The 18,636-nt window shown below is 58.7% G+C and carries 19 protein-coding genes; 7 read left to right on the top strand and 12 right to left on the bottom strand.

What is annotated here, in order from left to right:
* Window positions 1–59: 59 nt before the first annotated feature.
* Entirely contained in the window at window positions 60–335 is a 276-nt protein-coding gene (locus tag F0M17_RS08335; RefSeq protein WP_149596914.1) for a hypothetical protein, read from the top strand.
* On the opposite strand, the gene F0M17_RS17845 is transcribed toward F0M17_RS08335, so the two are convergent.
* Window positions 332–826 carry an SRPBCC domain-containing protein gene (locus tag F0M17_RS17845; RefSeq protein WP_149596913.1) on the bottom strand — a complete coding sequence of 165 codons (495 nt, stop codon included), beginning with the start codon at window positions 824–826 and terminating at the stop codon, window positions 332–334. The genes F0M17_RS08335 and F0M17_RS17845 overlap by 4 nt on opposite strands.
* Window positions 827–997: 171 nt before the next feature.
* Entirely contained in the window at window positions 998–1,360 is a 363-nt protein-coding gene (locus F0M17_RS08325; protein ID WP_073706241.1) for a helix-turn-helix transcriptional regulator, read from the bottom strand.
* 319 nt (window positions 1,361–1,679) lie between these two features.
* Between F0M17_RS08325 and zapE the strand changes: the two genes are divergently transcribed.
* From zapE to F0M17_RS08295, 6 genes are all read left to right on the top strand, one after another.
* Window positions 1,680–2,732 carry a cell division protein ZapE gene (zapE, locus tag F0M17_RS08320; protein ID WP_149596911.1) on the top strand — a complete coding sequence of 351 codons (1,053 nt, stop codon included), beginning with the start codon at window positions 1,680–1,682 and terminating at the stop codon, window positions 2,730–2,732.
* Window positions 2,729–3,370, top strand: coding sequence for a peptide deformylase (def, locus tag F0M17_RS08315; protein WP_038991065.1), 642 nt, complete (start codon window positions 2,729–2,731; stop codon window positions 3,368–3,370). The genes zapE and def overlap by 4 nt, the downstream gene beginning before the upstream one ends.
* Entirely contained in the window at window positions 3,370–4,221 is an 852-nt protein-coding gene (locus tag F0M17_RS08310; RefSeq protein ID WP_038991064.1) for a putative RNA methyltransferase, read from the top strand. Before def ends, F0M17_RS08310 begins: the two co-directional genes overlap by 1 nt.
* 104 nt (window positions 4,222–4,325) lie before the next feature.
* Window positions 4,326–4,802 (top strand): NfeD family protein, encoded by a 477-nt coding sequence (locus F0M17_RS08305; protein WP_038991063.1) that lies wholly within the window; start codon window positions 4,326–4,328, stop codon window positions 4,800–4,802.
* Window positions 4,803–4,855: 53 nt separating this feature from the next.
* The gene (locus F0M17_RS08300) at window positions 4,856–5,794 is read left to right on the top strand and encodes an SPFH domain-containing protein (RefSeq protein WP_073706243.1); all 939 of its coding nucleotides are present in this window, start codon (window positions 4,856–4,858) and stop codon (window positions 5,792–5,794) included.
* Window positions 5,795–5,978: 184 nt separating this feature from the next.
* Window positions 5,979–6,326 (top strand): RNA polymerase-binding protein RbpA, encoded by a 348-nt coding sequence (locus F0M17_RS08295; protein WP_038991059.1) that lies wholly within the window; start codon window positions 5,979–5,981, stop codon window positions 6,324–6,326.
* Between the two features lie 255 nt (window positions 6,327–6,581).
* Here the strand turns inward: F0M17_RS08295 and F0M17_RS08290 are convergent, their stop codons facing one another.
* The 10 genes from F0M17_RS08290 to pafA form a co-directional block, all read right to left on the bottom strand.
* Window positions 6,582–7,310: a polyprenol monophosphomannose synthase gene (locus F0M17_RS08290; RefSeq protein ID WP_149596910.1), complete on the bottom strand. Its 729-nt coding sequence runs from the start codon at window positions 7,308–7,310 to the stop codon at window positions 6,582–6,584.
* Window positions 7,311–7,720: 410 nt separating this feature from the next.
* Entirely contained in the window at window positions 7,721–9,325 is a 1,605-nt protein-coding gene (locus F0M17_RS08285) for an amidohydrolase (RefSeq protein WP_038991056.1), read from the bottom strand.
* Window positions 9,326–9,380: 55 nt separating this feature from the next.
* The gene (locus F0M17_RS08280; RefSeq protein ID WP_149596909.1) at window positions 9,381–12,179 is read right to left on the bottom strand and encodes an RNA helicase; all 2,799 of its coding nucleotides are present in this window, start codon (window positions 12,177–12,179) and stop codon (window positions 9,381–9,383) included.
* A 28-nt stretch (window positions 12,180–12,207) separates the two neighbouring features.
* Complete coding sequence (tatC, locus tag F0M17_RS08275; protein ID WP_038991052.1) at window positions 12,208–13,074, bottom strand: twin-arginine translocase subunit TatC; 867 nt, start codon at window positions 13,072–13,074, stop codon at window positions 12,208–12,210.
* Window positions 13,075–13,083: 9 nt separating this feature from the next.
* Window positions 13,084–13,299, bottom strand: a complete 216-nt coding sequence (gene tatA / locus F0M17_RS08270; protein WP_022875116.1) for a Sec-independent protein translocase subunit TatA — start codon at window positions 13,297–13,299, stop codon at window positions 13,084–13,086.
* Between the two features lie 31 nt (window positions 13,300–13,330).
* Window positions 13,331–13,645 carry a hypothetical protein gene (locus tag F0M17_RS08265; protein WP_143181014.1) on the bottom strand — a complete coding sequence of 105 codons (315 nt, stop codon included), beginning with the start codon at window positions 13,643–13,645 and terminating at the stop codon, window positions 13,331–13,333.
* A gap of 45 nt (window positions 13,646–13,690) precedes the next feature.
* Window positions 13,691–15,697, bottom strand: coding sequence for a YafY family protein (locus F0M17_RS08260; RefSeq protein ID WP_149596908.1), 2,007 nt, complete (start codon window positions 15,695–15,697; stop codon window positions 13,691–13,693).
* Window positions 15,698–15,790: 93 nt separating this feature from the next.
* On the bottom strand, window positions 15,791–16,186 hold the full coding sequence (locus F0M17_RS08255) for an FKBP-type peptidyl-prolyl cis-trans isomerase (protein ID WP_066138294.1): 396 nt from the start codon (window positions 16,184–16,186) through the stop codon (window positions 15,791–15,793).
* Window positions 16,187–16,202: 16 nt separating this feature from the next.
* The gene (locus F0M17_RS08250; RefSeq protein WP_168201985.1) at window positions 16,203–17,138 is read right to left on the bottom strand and encodes an FKBP-type peptidyl-prolyl cis-trans isomerase; all 936 of its coding nucleotides are present in this window, start codon (window positions 17,136–17,138) and stop codon (window positions 16,203–16,205) included.
* Window positions 17,139–17,259: 121 nt separating this feature from the next.
* Window positions 17,260–18,633: a Pup--protein ligase gene (gene pafA, locus F0M17_RS08245; protein WP_121866813.1), complete on the bottom strand. Its 1,374-nt coding sequence runs from the start codon at window positions 18,631–18,633 to the stop codon at window positions 17,260–17,262.
* Between the last annotated feature and the right edge of the window lie 3 nt (window positions 18,634–18,636).

Genomic DNA, 18,636 nt, shown 5'->3' with positions numbered 1-18,636 from the left:
ATACATCTCGAATATAATGATGCACCGTCGTTGGGGTCCTTGAAATGAGCGGATGGGGGATGCCCATCCTGCACGACCAGAGCGGCAATTGCGCCACCAGACACAATATTAATCGATCGTTGAATCAATCCGATGAGCACTGGCTTCGTCGCGTATCCCTCCAGGAAGAAAGCGCCGAGATGGCCGAGAGTAAAACCAGCAGACCACCGATCGCGGCCCTGAACGGCGAAGGCGAGGAGAGCATCAGCTTCGTCCCAGGTGGTGTTTCTGCACGGTCGTGCAAACCGTCCGCAAAGAATAGAGAAATCGGAACCACCTGTCGGCAAAAAGATTAGGGGAGAGGTGCAGGCGAATCGCCCAAACTCTCGTATATCTCCCGATATAGATCCCAAAATTGATCCATCGACCGCGGCGCTCCCAGCAAGACGGACTCCAGATAGGTTAGATGCGTTTCCCACCCAGCCAAGTAAGTTGTGACGTCAACGCTGATATTTAAGTGGGTGAGCACGAGTTCAGCTCCGATCGGGACGGACCGCAGAATCCAACTAACCTTCGATTCCGATTCTTCTGGAAACTTCCAGGACATCTCAAGGGCCGTCGCTGGATCAATCCGCTCAATCAGGCTTTCGCAGATATAGCCTTCCGCATGTTCGATTTTCACAGTCGAACCCACGGCAAGGTTGCCAGCGCGGTGGGTACCCAGCCAGAGTGGCAAGGTCTGGCATCCAGTCAGCACATTCCAGAGTCGGTCAGCCGATACGTTGAAACACCATCGAAGAACTACCGAACCCGACGAATCGTCCGCGAACTTTCGGATGAGTGGCATATGAGGACAATACGTCGATACTTTGACGTCGCCAAGGGGAATAGCGCACTGAAACCCGAATCGGGGAGGCCTAGATTTCCACTACTTTACATAATGTAGATTATCGGCTTATCAGAAATTCGGCTGGAAGTGGCTGCATTCGTCCCATTGGCCATGCATTTCCACAGTTGCTTATTGGTCTTCCTCTAGGCGCGCATCCTGCAGATCAAGCCGATGCTTCGCGAAGTCCAAGGTCTGCCGGATGAACTCCCGCGATCGCTCGTCGTGCATCGAGTAAATTACGTGACGTCCGGACTTCCTTGTTTGAAGCACACCCGCGGCCCGCAACCTGGACAGCAACTGGCTGGCGACCGTTGGGCTGACGCCAATCAACTGGGCCAGATCAGACAGAGATAGGTCCTCCATGGACAACGCCCAGAGCATCTGAAGTCTTGCCGGATCAGACAAGGTCTTGAGCACGGTTACCGACATGTCCAAGAGATCACTGGAGACGATCCCGTCTTCAGTCGTTGGGACAATGAATTCGCTGGTCATCTCACGCACTCCCTCTCCGCCATTCGCCCACCCTGGCCTGATCCAACCATTGCGGTCCAGCCCTATGGGTGTGTCCATTATGGCCACGGATCGCGATAAAGCGATAGATACGCAAAAAATTCACATGGCTTGCGCGGTTTCATGGTCAAAACCGTGAGCACTCCCCTGCTTAAATCATCCATTTAGTTATACACGGCATAACCGGTGACTAGTAGTTTTGACCAGAATTTCCTAGCACAAAGCTTTCGTGCCGTCTCCAGAGGTGGCGATTGCATCACAGAAGATTGGTCGTATCAGTGCCCGGTGGCAAAATTTAGATATGGCTAAACCGCTGCTAGGCATTCCCCACAGGGATAAGTACGCTCGTCGGATCCGTGAATCGCTCAAGCTGCAACATATCGAAGCTGATACGGTCCAGAGTGAACTGATCGACCTTCTTGAACGCACTCTGCGCGCGCAGTCGCCCGCCAAACACCCCGGTGTCTATATTTACGGCCCTCCAGGCCGCGGCAAGACACTCATCATGAACACCCTGGTCTCCGTCTTGCCAAACGCCACCACGGCGCGCTTCCATTTCCACGAGTTCTTCCAGCGTTTGAATTCGCCGGTCAACCGCGTCCCTGGACAGCCACTGGGGGCGATCTTCGCGCAAGGGCTTGAGCGCGAACTTGCTGGAATCGAAGTCCTGGTTTTCGATGAATTCCATTGCACCGAACCCGGAGATGCGATGTTCATGGCAAAACTCATCCGGCATTGCACGGAGCATGGAATCCAACTGTTCACCACGTCGAACTACGGTCCGGAGAACCTGTTGGATGATGACACGTTCCATCACCTGGTGCAGCCAACCATTGACCGGATTCAACGGGACTTCATCGTTTTTTCCCTGGATCATTCAGTTGATTATCGCCAGCTCGCATCCGATCCAGGGCTCGCTCCTGACGGGTATCGGAAAGGCTCACTGAATCTTTTCGAGACGCCAGACGACATGCCACTTCACGATACGATGGTCGAGATCGGCTACGACGAAATCGGTCCTGCGCACTTGAGGGCGGATGAAATCTGGATCAGCTTCGATCAAATCTGCCGAACCCGCCGCAATACTGCCGACTATCTGGAGCTGGCAAGCCGGTATTCGTGCTGGCATATAACTTCCATCCCAGCGAGCTCCACCTTGCCGATGGATGAGGAACGTCGACTAGCGAATCTCATCGATATCTTCTATGACAAGAACGTGGAAGTGCACCTGTACGCCGCGGACAATCTCGGCGATCTTGGCCATATGCTGCATGACACCGAAAGGGCTCGACTCACTTCGCGGCTGGCCCAACTGCAGCTCAACGAGTACGAACGGACTTGCGTTTCCCGATGAACACCCCATACACCGCCCAGGACATCGAGATTTTGGTTCGAGAAGTCCTGGACACGGCCAACGATGATCTCGTTTTGCCAATCGTCCAGCTAGGTCATCCAGTTCTCCGCCAGCAGGCCGAAGCCTACGACCACCAGCTGCCACAGGAATTGCTCGAAGAACTGCTCGATGCGATGCGCCAGACCATGTACGATGCTCCTGGCGTAGGCCTCGCAGCGCCTCAGGTGGGTATCCCCCTGCAGATCGCGGTACTCGAAGATCTCTATCCAGTTCCAGAGGAAATTGCTGCGCAACGAGAGCGTGAACCGCTGGATTACTTCGAGATCTTCAACCCTGCTTATGCTGCCGCCACGGATCGTGAAGCAGTGTTCTATGAAGGCTGCCTGTCCTTCGAGGGATTCCAAGGCGTAGTCACCCGCCCCGCCGATATCACCGCAAATTACCAAGACCGCGACGGCCAGAAAATCACGCGCAACTTCTCCGGCTGGCAGGCCCGCATTTTCCAGCACGAAACCGATCACCTGTCGGGCACCGTCTACATCGACAAGGCCGTAACCCGCTCCTTGATCAACGAGTCCGAACTGTGGCGCCATGAAAGCATGGACGTCGCAACTGCACAAAAGGTACTGAAATTCTAATGTCCTCCGGCGCTACCAGCGTTACCTGTCCGGTATGCGAGCAACCCCTAGGCTACACAGGAACCCCGGGCAAAACCCTGAGCTGCGATGCAGGGCACCGCTTCGATGCCGCAAAACAGGGCTACTTCAATTTCTTGACTGGCAAGGGAACCAATTTCCTCGAAGACACCTCGGCCATGGTTCAGGCCCGTGATGCGTTCCAAGCCAAGGGGCATTACGAGCCTCTGGCGCTCGCGCTGTCCCAGCTGATCAATAGTCATCACCACGGAAGTTCTCTCGACGTGCTGGATGCGGGCGCAGGTACTGGCTACTACCTAGCAAGAATCCTGGAACACTCCCCCGCTGACGAACGTGATGCGTTGGCCTTGGACATCTCGCGCTTTGCAATGCGTCGAGCCGCGAAAGTTCCCAGCACGCTCGCCGTGGTCTGGGATGTCTGGCGAAAATTGCCCACGGCTGATCGATCACGCGATGTGGTGCTCAACTGCTTCGCTCCGCATAACCCCGCCGAGTTCCAGCGCGTGCTCCGTCCCGGTGGGATATGCATTGTGGTGACCGGTGAACCAGAACATCTGAACGAAGTCATCGAGCCGCTGGGCATGCTCTCCGTCGCTCCAGGCAAGCAAGCAGCCCTGATTGAAAAATTTGATGCCGAAGGATTCCGCCATCTCGAATCCACGAAGCTGTCCTATCGAATGAATTTGAATACGGATGATCTCTTTCAACTTGCATTCATGGGTCCATCCGGTCACCACCTCTCCCCCGAATTGCTGCATCAGCAAGCTGTCGAACTGGGTGACCAGGCGGTAACCGCCTCCTTCGGAGTACACGCATTCGTCACGCAGGGCTAGAAAATACCCATAAATGACTACACTCTTTACCCGACATCTACGGCAGAATGTAGGAAAGACCAGTTACGGCTGGTCAGGGTCCTAACAGAATTTAGGTGAATGCCATGACAACCGCCGAATGGATCATCAGCAACGCTTGGGTGATCTGGCTGGCACTGTTCTTGCTGCTGGCGATCATCGAGATGCTATCTCTTGATCTCTACTTCATCATGCTCGGCGTCGGGGCCCTAGGTGGCGTAGCGGTCGCACTGCTCAGTGGACCCATATGGCTGCAGGTCCTCGTATTCTGCGTTATTTCATTGTTGATGATCTTCTTGGTTCGACCAATCGCGGTCAAGCATCTACGGAAATCACCCGAGGGATTCCGCACGAACATCGAGCGGCTCATTGGTGCGGATGCACTAATTCTTGAACCGACCTCGCGCATGTCGGGTTCGGCCAAGATCCATGGAGAGATTTGGACTGCCCGCGCTGATTCGAGCGTTCCGACCATGAATCCCGGTACGTATGCCGTGGTTTCCCGTATCGACGGGGCAACTGCGTACCTGACCGCGAAGTCCCCGGACCCCGCAAACGGCTAAATAGCCTGACGCCCCAAATTCATCACTACTGCACAAAGAAAGAGAGTACGACCATGAATTCAGATGGTTTTGGCTTGACTATTGTGCTTGTCGTTCTGGCAATCTTCGTGATTGTCGTCCTGTTGCGCAGCGTGCGTATCGTGCCACAGGCACGTGCTGGCATCGTTGAGCGGCTCGGCAAGTACAACCGAACCCTAAACCCCGGCCTGACGATCTTGATACCCTTTGTGGATCGCTTGCTGCCCCTGCTGGACCTCCGTGAACAGGTTGTTTCCTTCCCGCCACAGCCAGTCATCACCGAAGACAACCTGGTCGTTTCGATTGACACCGTGGTCTACTTCCAGATCACCGAGCCACGCGCGGCCACCTATGAAATCGCCAACTACATCCAAGCTGTCGAACAGCTGACCACCACGACGCTTCGTAACGTCGTAGGTGGCCTGAATCTGGAAGAGGCCTTGACCAGCCGCGACCAGATCAATGGCCAGCTGCGCGGCGTGCTCGACGAGGCCACCGGCAAATGGGGCATCCGTGTTTCCCGTGTCGAGCTGAAGGCCATTGATCCACCGCTGTCGATCCAGGACTCGATGGAGAAGCAGATGCGTGCCGAGCGTGACCGCCGTGCGGCCATCTTGACCGCTGAGGGCACCAAGCAGTCCGATATCCTCACCGCCGAGGGTGAGCGCCAGGCAGCGATTCTCAAAGCCGAAGGTGACGCACAGGCAGCCATCCTGCGCGCGGATGGCGAGTCCCAAGCTATCCAGAAGGTCTTCGACGCAATTCACGCAGGACGCCCGGACCACGAGTTGCTGGCCTACCAGTACCTGCAGACCCTCCCGAAGCTTGCCGAAGGCACTTCGAACACCCTGTGGGTCATTCCGAGTGAACTGACCGAAGCGCTCAAGGGCATCGGCGGAGCACTGGGCGGCAACGGTTCAAGCAGCAAACCTGCGGCTCCGGAATCGCCATCAGCTCCCGACAGCAACCTCTAGCGACAACCGGTTGAGAACCGAATAGCCGTCTGCGGCGAGGTGCATACGATGCACCTCGCCGCAGACGCGTATAATGGATGTTTTGGCACCAAGAATTATCTTCACCTCTAGTCGGAGGGAATGATTTCAGAATGCCAAACGTTGGTACGTGTAGCGAATTCTTCAAACATCGCGGAGGGAAAACATGAGCGATCGCAGCCTACGAGGCATGCGCCTGGGTGCACAGAGCATGGAATCTGAGGCAGGTGTGGAGCCGGCTGCCCGTCAGCGCGTGGAATACCGTACCGAAGAGGGCGAGACCGTCTTCGTCGTCTTCGCTGCAGAAGCTGAAATTCCAGCGACCTGGCACACCAAGACCGGTAAGGAAGCCAAGCTCGTCCATGGCGAAGCCAAGGCCGAAGAACCAGGCAATGAGAAGCCTGTCCGTACCCACTGGGACATGCTTCTGGAGCGCCGTTCCGAGGAAGAACTGGAAAAGACTCTGGCTGACCGCCTCCAGCAGCTGCGTGCTGCGCGTGGAGAAGCCGTCTAATCTCCCCCACTGCCGGTTGGATGCCGTTTTGGCAAGTCCGCAAGGGTTTTAGTCGAGGGCCCGGTTTGACAGCATTATTGCTGTCAAACCGGGCCCTCGAACTTGTACCCGAATGGCTTGAGCCCAAACGCCGATGGTGATGCGTAATTTGCGGACGCTGTAAGGCGGATGCTTGCAGCTTTCCGATACTTCTGGGTTAAAGGGAACTGGCGTGCAACGATTCTTCGTTGCACGCCAGTTCCCTATGCCAAGTATTTACTTCTTGGAAGTCAGCTTCTTCCACCGGGCGCCCAAGCCCCAGCGGGTGACATTCCACATTGCTTCGAATACGATGTTGCCACTCATCTTCGAGGCGCCCAGTTCGCGCTCTACGAAGGTGACCGGAACTTCAACGATCTTCTTGCGCAGCATGGCCACGCGGAAGGTCATATCCACCTGGAAGCCGTAGCCCCGCGACTCAACTGCATCGAAGTCGATGGCTTCCAAGGTTTCGCGCTTGAAGGCACGGTAGCCTGCGGTGATGTCACGCAGCGGCAAGCCCAGCATGGTACGCGAGTAGAAGCTGCCGCCGCGGGAAATGATCTTGCGCAGCAACGGCCAGTTAACTACTTCGCCGCCTTTGACCCAGCGCGAACCGATCACGAGATCCGCACCTGCAGCGCTTGCCTCCAGAAGGCGTGGAAGCTGCTCTGGCATATGCGAGCCGTCAGCGTCCATCTCAACCAGCACGTCGTAGTCGCGTGCCAGGGCCCATTCGAAACCTGCGATGTATGCGGCGCCTAGGCCATCCTTGCCGGTACGGTGCAACACATGGATACTCGAGTCCTCAGCAGCCATCTTGTCTGCCAGTTCTCCGGTGCCGTCGGGCGAGTTATCATCGACGATCAATACATCCGAGTCAGGAACTGCGCTACGCAAGCGTCCTACGGTCAGCGGAAGCGACTCCAGTTCGTTGTAAGTCGGAATGATTGTAATGACGCGCACGCGGCGGCACCTTTCTTGGTATTCGACACAAAGCTTGTTGCCTGCTCGGCTTCGGCCCATGGCTTCAGCAGGAATCTAGGCCAACAAGAGTTAATCCAAACTCAAATTATAGTCATCAATTGCAAGCCAGCGATCTTCGGACACCGTGTTAACGAACGATCCTCAGTGACTTCGGCCCTATTCTCTACGTCGAAAAGCACAGAGAATGTTATCTAAGGTCACTGAGGATCGTTGTATAAATTGCGTCGTTTCCAACGCAATGAATGTGCATCTCGAAGAGGCGCTTAGTCCAGCCTAGTGCGTACCCCACCTAGCCTGTCAACCATCAAATGACTTCACTCTTTATCTAGACAGCACTAGTCAGAATAAAATTCGTGAAATTATTCCACTTATTGAGCAACTGTTTCGCTTTAGGCTAATTCCGCTGGTTCGAGCGCATTGAAAAGCGTGACTCCAGCGCGTACTGTACGCAGGCACTGTGGAATCTCCTCATCAACCACCGGGAGCATCGGAGTCCCAGCACGGGCGTCAGTGCTCCAAGAACTAATTCGGACATCCGGGGTTTGCACAGCAAGTTCAGAGGCAGTCCACACCGCAAAGGTCGCCGGTGCACCGATCACGAGCTGCCCGGCAAATGGGTTCATCTCGCCCATGGCTCGATAGGTGGATCGAGTCTGCGCCAGGAAGGCCGCACGTGCAGAGATTCGCGCGTCGGCATTCGCCATGTTCATGCCGGCGCGCACAACCTGCCAGCCGTCGACCTCGGTGACCGGGGCATCAGAACCAAGCACCAGTGGGACACCGGCGGAGAGCATGGCCGAGAGGTTGTTCATTGAGCTTGCGCGCTCCCCCAGGCGCTGCGCATACATGCCGTTCGAACCGCCCCACGCCTGGTCGAAGACCGGCTGCATGGAAACCATGATGGCGTACTTCAGCAAACGGGCCCGCGAAGCGTCATCAACCATCTCGACGTGTTCCAGACGGTGGCGGCACATCTGCAGCTTGGCTACGCCAATCTGCTCGGCGGCCAGATCGAAACCTGCCAAGACCTCGTCCAGGGCGCCATCGCCGATGACATGGAATGCTGCCTGGATTCCCCGGGAACTGCACGCAACCAGATGGGCCGCGATCTCCTCGCGCTTCAGGTACAGGCAGCCACGTTCACCTGCCAGATCGCTATACTCCTCACGCAGGTATGCCGTGTGGCTGCCCAGCGAACCATCCACGCGAAGGTCGCCTCCCAAGCCCAGCAGCTTGCCTTGCGGGAACGACGCGACTATTTCCTGGGCGATGTCCGGATCGCTGACCAGTTCACCCCAGTAGGCATGCACCTGCGGCAGCTCAGGGTTGTCGATGGACAGCAGCTGTTCCAGTGCCTCGCGGCCTTCGATATGCGGGGCCGCCATCTCCACAACGCTGGCGAATCCACGCGAGGCATAGTGCTCCAGTGCCAGGCGCTGGTATTCCTGTTCGGCCTTCTGCGCGCCGGCCAGTGCTTCACGCACCGCGTCGTGATCCGCACCGGCAACGATGCCGGAGACAAGGTGCCCCAGATCCAGCAAATCCAGCAGTTCCCGATTCACCAATGCGCTATGCACATCCCGGCGGGCCAGATAGTAGCCACGGCCTCCAGCGGCACTGGTCAGGTCGGTTTCCGCAGGCAGTTCCTGGTTGGCCCACGCGGAGTTGTCCCAGCCCTGGGCCAGTACCAGCTTGGTAGACTTCTGCGCCTGCTCGGCGACGAGGGACAGCAGCGACGAACCCGAGGTAGCTGCCCCCAGGTCGGCGCCCGACAGGGTCCGGCCCAGTGCGGCAAGGTGGGTATGGGATTCGACGAAGGCGGGGGTGACCAGGCCGCCCTTCAGGTCGATCACTTCGTCGACGGCCGCCGCGTGGCGTTCAGCCGCGTCCTCGCCGCCCAACCAAGAAATGGTGTCGCCGTCCACCACCATGGCGGTCGCGAATGGATCGGCCGCCGAATAGATGGACCCGTTTCGGTAGAGTGATTTTGCCATCAGCGTCTCCCTTTTCTCCTGCACTGGCTAATAAGTATTCGACTGGACGACCTGGCTAGTCCAGCACATTCGAGTAGGCCACGACGCCGCGCTTGATCTGGTCCACTGCCTTGTAGGCGTTGCGCACCAGCAAGGGCGGAAGGTCGGAATTCTTGGCGAACTGGTCCAGCGTATCGATGACCTGCTTGGCCCAGCGCACGAAGTCGCCCGGTGCCAGATCGGTACCGCGCAACGCGCTGTTCAGGCTTGATCCCCGGGCCCACTTGTATATCGGCCAGATCAAGCCGGATTCCGGCGGAGCGGTCGGGTCGAGGTTCAACGCCTCTTCAGCATCCGAGAGTTCGCCCCAGATCTTGATGGTGGTGTTCCAGATGTCATCGATCTTGCCCGTGGGCATTTTCGGATCGGCACGATCCATGTCCCGGCGCGCCTGGTAGACCAGGCTGGCCACCACTGCGCAAAGTTCTTCGGACTTGAGCTGGGTCAACTTTCCGGTCTCCAGGATCTGGCTGGTGAGCAGGTCGCGGTCGCCATAAATCCGGCGCAACCGGCGGCCCGAGTCGGTCAGCACGAAATCTTCGCCGCCGTCGGATGGAACAAGGTATTCGAACTGCTCCAGCACCTTGCAGACCTTGTCGAACTGCGTGGCAATGGTATTGGTCCGTCCGCGGATGGCGCGACGGGCCTTGTCCGTATCCTTCTTCAGCTTCCAGTACCTGTCGGCCCAGCGCATGTGCTGGTCCTTCTCCGAGCAGGCGTGGCAAGGATGGTCCTTGAGCTCAAGGCGCAGCGCATTGATTTCACGTTCGAAAGAATCCGATCCTTCGAAATCGAAGCTCTGGGCATCCTGACGCGGAGGACGCGACTCGTAGATCGCGTTGCGCAGGGACGAGGCGAGGTCCCGGCGCTCCTTCGGCGTACGCCCGCTGAAGCCCTTGGGAATCTTGATCCTCGAGATGATCTGGACTGGCCCGTTGAGGTCTTCTACCGAGAGCCGGCGAAGCTGCGCTTCTTCGGTCAGGACCGTATGGCGGGGGTTGTACATTGCCTTATCAAGCTCGACGACCACGGCACGGCCAAAGCGGCGTCCGCCGGGCAAGTCAACCACATCTCCGCGGATCACTGCCTGCAAGGACTGCTCTGCTGCCGAACGGCGCTGATGGCGGCGGTCCTTGGCAGCATTCTTCTCTACTTGCGCCAGATTCCGCTGCAGTTTCAGGTACTCCGTGAAATCACCGAGATGGCATTCCATCGACTTCGCGTAGCCAGCCAGGGATTCCTCCTTGGAACGAACCTGGCGGGCCATCCCCACCACGGAACGGTCCGCCTGGTACTGGGCAAAGGACGACTCGAGGATCTGCCGGGTCTGCTCACGGCCAAACTGCGCCAGCAAATTGGTCGACATGTTGTAGGTCGGGCGGAACGAGGAATTCAGCGGATAGGTGCGCTTCGATGCGAGGCCTGCCAAGGACTCCGGCTCCAGATCAGGGTTCCAGAGGACTATTGAATGGCCCTCAACGTCAATGCCACGTCGCCCCGCACGCCCGGTGAGCTGGGTGTACTCCCCCGAGGAGATCTGCACATGGGATTCGCCGTTGAATTTCACCAGCTTCTCCAGCACAACCGAACGAGCCGGCATGTTCACGCCCAGCGCGAGGGTTTCTGTCGCGAACACCACCTTGATCAGGTTCCGCGCAAAGAGGTCCTCGACGATTTCCTTGAAGATCGGCAGCAGGCCTGCGTGGTGCGAGGCAAATCCGCGAACCAGTCCATCGCGCCAAGACCAGAATTCGAGAACGTCCAGGTCTTCGCTGGGGATCCGATAGGCAACTTCATCCAGAGCCTGGGCAATCTCGGCCGCTTCTTCATTGGTCGTCAGGCGCAGGTCCGCCATGGCGCACTGCTGGACCGCCATATCGCAGCCCTTGCGCGAAAAAATGAAGAAAATCGCTGGCAGCAAAGCGGCACGGTCGAGCTTGCCGATCACCGCAGGGCGGCTGATGCGATGCCCCATCCCGGATCCACGCTGGGGTCCGCGGCCGCCACGGCCTCGGCCGCCGTTTCCGCGGCCGCGCTGCACGCGTCCTCCAGGACTGTGCGAGCGGACGAGCTTGCGCAGTTCGGGGTTGACCGAGGCTTTTGAATCGTCTTCGGCGACCTTGTCGAAGGCCACATCCTCGGCAAACAAGTCCACCACATTGGGGCCGACCATGACATGCTGGAACAGCGGCACCGGACGATGCTCGGAAACGATGATGTCGGTCTGGCCACGGACGGTATCTAGCCAGCCGCCGAATTCTTCGGCGTTGGATACGGTAGCCGAGAGCGAAATGATCTGCACGTTGGACGGCAGATGGATGATGACTTCTTCCCAGACGGCGCCGCGGAATTTATCCGCAAGGTAGTGGACCTCGTCCATGATCACGTAACCCAAGCCGTCGAGGGTCTGGGAATCCGCATAGAGCATGTTGCGCAGCACTTCGGTAGTCATCACGACGATCTGCGCCTCGGAGTTGATCGACGTGTCGCCGGTCAGCAATCCGACCTTCTGGGCACCGTAGCGGTTGACCAGTTCCGAATACTTCTGGTTGCTCAACGCCTTGATCGGCGTGGTATAGAAAGCCTTGCGGTTCTCACCCAGCGCCTGGTAGATGGCGTATTCGCCAACTACGGTCTTGCCGGCGCCGGTGGGTGCGGCGACCAGGACGCTGTGCCCTTCTGCGACCTTCTGGCAGGCTTCGGCCTGGAACGGATCCAGGTCGAAGGAGATGCTGGCTCGGAATTCCGGAACTGCAGTGCCGTTTTCGACCTGCCGTGCCTTGGAAATCGCGTAGCGTTCCGCGGGAGAAGTCACTTGTGGTCGTTCACTTTCTCGCCCTGGATCAGAGCTGGGATTTCGGTTCGTCAATCGGGCTTGGGGTATCAATGCCAGAAGTTTCGCCACTGGCCAAGCGCTCATTCTCGGCTTCCTGCGCCGCCAGCTTCTTCGCGCGCTTCTTGTCATTGAAGTGGCAGATCAAGGTAGCCACCGCGAAGGTGATGAACAATGGCCCAGCCAACGCGAACATCGTGATCGCATCGCCACCCGGTGCAGCCATGGCGGCCACCAGCGCAATAAGGAAGACGGTGATGCGCCAGTGCTTCAAGATGAGCTTGGCTGGCAGGATGCCCACCATGTTCAGGCCGACCATCAGCACGGGCACCAGCATGGCAAGGCCGAATGCCAGCAGCAGGCGGAAGATGAAGGGCAGGTACTCTGAAATGTTCAGCAGGTTATCGGAGTTCTCCGGCGACAGGCTGATGAAGAATTCCAGTGCGAAAGGCAGAACGAAGTACGCCATCGCGACGCCGCCAAGGAACAGCGGCACCGCAGCGGCGACGAAACTGTAGCTCAACCGGCGCTCGTTCTTCTTCAGCCCCGGGACGATAAATGCCCACAACTGGTAGAGCCATACCGGGGAGGAAACGATGAGGCCAACGAAGAGCGCTACCTTGATCATGATGTCGAAGGGCGACATCACTGCGGTGAATACTACCGAGCCGCCTGCATCTTTCACAGGTGCAATCAGCAAGGCAAGCAGCCAGTCGTAGACGAAGAAGCCGGCAACCGTACCCAAGGTCAGCGCAATGAGCGACTTGAATAACCGGTTGCGCGCTTCAATCAGATGCTCTTTAAGAGCCATCCGACCTTCGTCGTTCTTGACCCGCTTCTTCTTGCCGCGCGGGTTCTTGTCTTTATTTGTTGCCACTGAAGAGGTCTACGAGTTGTTCTTTTCGTTGGGGTTCGGTTCATTGACGGTGCCATCAACGGTTTCCGATTTAGGATCGTCGTCCTTCATCTGGCGAACCTCGGACTTGAAAATGCGCAACGACTGACCCATCGAGCGAGCCAAGCCTGGAAGCTTTGGAGCGCCGAACAGCAGAAGCGCCAGCACGATAATGATGACCAGATGCCATCCCTGTAAGCCACCCATGTGGATTCCCTTCTCTTTCTTTAAGTCTACGTCAGAACAGGCGCAGATCACGCATGTTCTGAGCTTGGCCGCGCTGTGCGCGACGTGCGACACGTCGTACTCGACGCGCCTCGATTCTTTCGGCTCTCCCCTGATCGCGAAGCGCTTTGATCATCTCCGGATCCCCATGCGTCGCATCGGTTCCGTGCGGGTAGCGACGCGGGTTCGCAGCGTATTCGACGACGCTGCCTTCTTGGCTTAAACCGGCACTGATGTGATCAGCCGCGTCGCCAAGGCCCTCAACGACCGCCATGCCTCGTTTGAATAAACGGAAGCCGGCAATCACTGCTGCAAGTACTGTTGCCAAAACGAGTACAGTCCACAAAAGGACCCAGAACCACCAAGGAAGCATCTACTTATCCTCATACATTGCGATAGCCTCGTCCAACCAACCCACTACATGTTCGCGCGTAGCGTCAGGAGAGACCACAGTCAGTTTACCGCTATGGCGAGCCACCAGCGGCGCAGCTACTTGGTGATCCGAGAACTGGACCTTGGCCAAATATCCCGCACCGATCCTTCCCGTAGACCAGGATGACGGATGGAATGCTTCGATAACCGGCAAGATTTCCGCGTCAACATGGACAATGACCTGTAGATCCTCGTCGCTGGACTCGTAGCGGATCTGGACATCCTGCTCGTCTTCATGCCGGGATTCCAGCTCGAAGTGTTCACCGATAGTTTCCACGCTTAACATCCGGTCCACCCTGAAAGTTAATACGCTGTGTCGTTTTCGGCACCATGCGCGCAGATACTGCACTGCACCATCTTCAATGAGCCGGATCGGTTCCACATCGCGAAGCTGGTGCGTGCGCGAACTGGCCGAGTAGTAGTCGATGCGCACGACGTCCTGGGACCGTATTGCCTGGACCAGCTGCTGCGGAATGTCGTTCTCCCGAGCCTTGGAGAGCGCGAAGCCCAGCGCCCCGCTCCAGCCGTCAAAGCGGGCCACGGCGGAGTTGACCTTGGCCAGCGCGGCATTGAGCACCTGCTGGTGCTCGAACCCGGGAATGCTCGCCAGGGCATTGAGCCCGCCGAGCACGGCCACTGCCTCCAGCGGTGCCAGCTTCTGCGGCTCGGCGAGCAGTGCCGCATTGGAGATCGTCACGGTATCGGACTCGACATCTCCGTCGTTGACGTTGATCAGCTCATCGTGCTGGCCGTTTGGCACGCCGCACATCATGATCATGGCCAATTCTTCGCGCACCTTGGCAACGCTCATGGCGTAGCGTTCGGCCAGCTCCCCGATTTCCACGACACCGTGGGCGTGCACATATTGGATCATGTCGATATTCCGCATGACCTGGGTCGTGGTGGTGCCACGGCCGGTGGCGCGATGCGGACGGAATTTCACGTCTGCAAAGTCGCCCTCGGTGCCCTGGCTGCTCTGGGCGGTGCGTGCGTCGCGCAGAATCTGCTGCACCTGCGTTACGAGTTCCGCTGGCCCCAGGACTTTGGCTGCCGGACCGTAGGCGGCCAGCTGCCGGGCAAATGAATGCGGATCCGCATAGCCGATCTGCAGCTCATCCTGGTCGCTGCGCCCATTCACTGCTTGGGCACGCAGCGGAATGGCGTCATCGCCCCGGAGCAGCACCGTTGCCATCAGCCCCGGATGCTGCAGGTCGAAGTCCTGCAGCACCCGGGTCATGTCGAAATCTTCCGGGCGGGCACGATACTGCCCGTTGGACCCAGCACCGCCATGCCGGAAGTTGGCGAACTTGCCCTGCACCCGCGAAAGGCGGAAGACGCGGGTGTCGTCCCGCGTATGGTCGTAGCCGGTGAAGTACCAGTTGCCGTAGCGCTGGCCGATCCCCCACACATCGACGATGCGGTCGCTGCGCGTTCCGTTGGAGGACGTGTAAGCGAACTTCAACGTGTTGCGGTTGAAGACGGCCAGGGCGCATTCCCGGAAGTTCGGTTCATCCATGGACAGGCGCGGAACCAGTGAGCCGGCCAACGGGGCGACCGGAGCGGCATCGCCTTCAAGCCCGGTGACCCGGGCGGCTGCGTTGAGCCCGAGCGTCTGCAGCTTGGTGTCTTTCCAGAGGCTCGCGGCCAAGGCGACGAGGCCGGCTTCCGCGGGGCTGAATTCCACCGGCGGCAGGAACCATTCGGTCGTATCGATGCTGTAGTACGTGACATCGTCGATCACTTCCTTGTCCAGCTGCAGCCCGAAGTCATTTCGGATGTCGTCCTTGAGGCGATCCAGTGCCTTCTCGCGGGTTTCCTTGCTGCCTTCCGGCACCAGGTATGATCCAATGCGCTCGGCGTTGAACTTCCGTGATTTGGTAGCCAGCGCATAGATGAGGCTGGTCAGGCGTTCTGCCTTGCTGGGTCCAGGAGTTTGCTTTGTGCTCACGTGCCTACAGTAACCAATTTTCACTTGCAACGATGACTTTTAAGACAGCAACGGCCCCGATTCGTGAATCGGGGCCGTTGCCAGCACATGGAATTACTTCGTGCCCATCAAATCGACAACGAAGATCAGCGCTTCATTAGGACCGATGGCACCCGGGGCGCCACGCTCGCCGTAGGCCAGGTGCGATGGGATGTCCAGGCGGCGGCGGCCGCCGACCTTCATGCCCAGCAGGCCCTGGTCCCAGCCCTGGATGACCATTCCGACGCCCACTGGGAAGTCGAGGGTCTGCCCGCGGCCCCAGGAGGAGTCGAATTCCTCGCCGGTGGACCAGGCGACGCCTACGTAGTGCGCCTGGACGGTGGTGCCTGGGGTGACCTCAGCGCCGGTTCCCTCGATCAGGTCGGTGATGACCAGTTCTTCAGGAGCGTCGGTGCCCGGGAAATCGATCTCCGGCTTGGTGCGGTCGTAGTTGCGTTCTCCGAACGACATGCTCACGGCCTTTCTGTTACTTGCTTTCGCTTACCTTGTCTAATTCTACGTAGAAGACCAGTGGGCCTGCAGGCCGGCCCTGGGCTTCAGCGTTTTCGCCGTAGGCCAAGTCGGTCGGGATGGTCAGCAAGACCTTGCTGCCTTCCTTCAGGCCCTGGAAGCCCTGCAGCCAGCCCTCGATCACGCCTCCGGCCATATCGGCCTCGAAGCCTTCTTCGCTGCCGAAGTTGCCGTCGAACTTCTTGCCGTCTTCCCAGCGCACGCCGTGGTAGTGGGCGGTGACCTTCGAGGTTCCGCCAACGGCTGGCCCGTCTCCTTCTTCAAGGACGTCCACGACCAGCCCTTCAGGAGCCTCGGTGTCCTTCGGGATGGTGATCTGCGGATCGCCCTTGCCGGTCTTCACGGTGGGGAGCTTGCCCGCGTCCTTGAGCTTCTTGACCTCGTCCTGGCCCAGGGTCTGGCTAGGGCTCTTGGAATCGGCGATCTTGATCACGATCAGCCGTTCGGCACGCGAGCCTTCGGCCGGTTCGGCCACGGAACCATCTGCCTGCTGCACGCCTTCAATCGCCGCATAGGCGATCCAGTCGCCAATCTGGGACTTCAACAGGGTGTCGTACAGCTCGGGCATCTGCTCCTTGAGCGTCTCGTCAACCTTCATCGGCGACGGATCGGCGGTGAAGTTCTCATTGGTCAGCAGGCCGTCAATGGTCTTGTAGAGGCCCGACTGGATCTGGATGGTGTCGCCTTCCTTGACGTCCGCTCCCTCGCCCTCCACCACGGTGACAGCTTCAGCCTTCTCGGTCAGCAACGGGGCATCGAACTTGACCTCCGGTGCGGTCTTGTCATCTGCTGCTGGCTTGACGTCGATGTCGCTCAGGGCTGACGAACCCGAACCGCAGGACGCCAGGGCAAGGATGGACGCGGTGGCGCATACTGCCAAAACTTTTCGCACGAATCTTCTTTCCGGTTGGATTAGCTGGTCTTGCATTGCGGGCTTGCCTGAAGGGCATGGCTCGAAATGGCCTGCGTCCAGCATAGATGTTTTTGCTGTGTAAATACTTGTTTCCAGCTTGCTATTGCTGCTGGCCCATCAGCTCGATGAGCTCGTCGATCTGCGGATTGCTGGTAGCGAACGGGTCCTTGCACAGCACGATGCCGCCCGGACCGTCCTCGTACTTCATGTGCACCCAGTCCGCGCTGTAGCGCCGTCCGTTGGCCCGTGCGGCACGAATGAATTTGCTGCGCAGCGCCGCGCGTGTCGTGGCCGGCGGGTTGTTCACCGCCTGCAGGATTTCGGCATCGGTGACCACCGAGCTGGCCAGGCCGCGGCGCTTGAGCAGGTGGAACAGCCCGCGCTGCGGATCGATGTCGTGATAGGTCAGGTTCAGCTGCGCGAGCCGTGGCGCCGAGAGCTCGAGGGAATTCTTCCGCGCATATCCCATCAGCAGCTTGTGCTTGATGGCCCAGTCGATGTCCTTGTCGATCAGCGAGAAGTCCTGGCTCTCTACGGCGTTCAGGGTGCGTTCCCATAATTCCAGGACGGTGTCGACCTGGTCGTGGTGCGCGCCGTGGCGGGCGATGAATTCCTTGACCGATTCGAAGAGGATCCATTGGATCTGCAGTGCGGTGGGCTCGTCGCCTCCCATCAGCCGCACCACGGTCTGGCCGGTGAAGTCATGGGAGATCTGGCGTATCGAGCGGATCGGGTTTTCCAGCCGCAAATCGTGGTAGATCTCCCCCGATTCGATCAGCCGCAGCACCAGGTCGGTGGCGCCGATCTTGAGCAGCTGGGTGGTTTCGCTCATTGTCGAATCGCCCACGATGACATGCAGCCGGCGGTGGTACTCGGCATCCGCATGCGGCTCGTCGCGGGTGTTGATGATCGGCCTCGAGCGCGTCGTGGCCGAGGAGACCCCTTCCCACATGTGGTCGGCGCGCTGGGAGAAGACGTACTTGGTTTCCCCCTCATCGGTGATCAGATGCCCTGCACCGCACAAGAGTTGGCGGGTGACGAGGAAGGGGATGAGCATGTCGGCCAGGCGCTTGAACTCGATCTTGCGCGGGATGAGGTAATTCTCGTGGCACCCGTAGGAGTTGCCGGCGGAGTCCACATTGTTCTTGAACATGTAGATCCGGCCTTCGTGGCCTTCTTCGGCCAGCTGGTCTTCGGCCTGGTCGACGAGGTCGAGCATGAAGACTTCGCCTGCGCGGTCATGGGCGATCAACTGCTTGAGCTGGTCGCATTCGGCGGTGGCGTACTCGGGGTGCGAGCCGACATCCAGGTAGAGGCGCGAGCCGTTCTCCAGGAAGACATTCGAGCTGCGCCCCCAGCTGACCACCGGCTTGAACAGGTGCCGTGCGGCATCTTCCGGGGTGAGCCGCCGCCCATCGGACGGGACATAATTCAGTCCGAACTCGGTTTCCAGACCAAAAATTCTGCGATCCACGCG

The organism is Glutamicibacter sp. ZJUTW, from assembly GCF_008370855.1.
GTDB lineage: Bacteria > Actinomycetota > Actinomycetes > Actinomycetales > Micrococcaceae > Glutamicibacter > Glutamicibacter nicotianae.
This window is presented reverse-complemented; position numbering and strand designations above follow the sequence as displayed.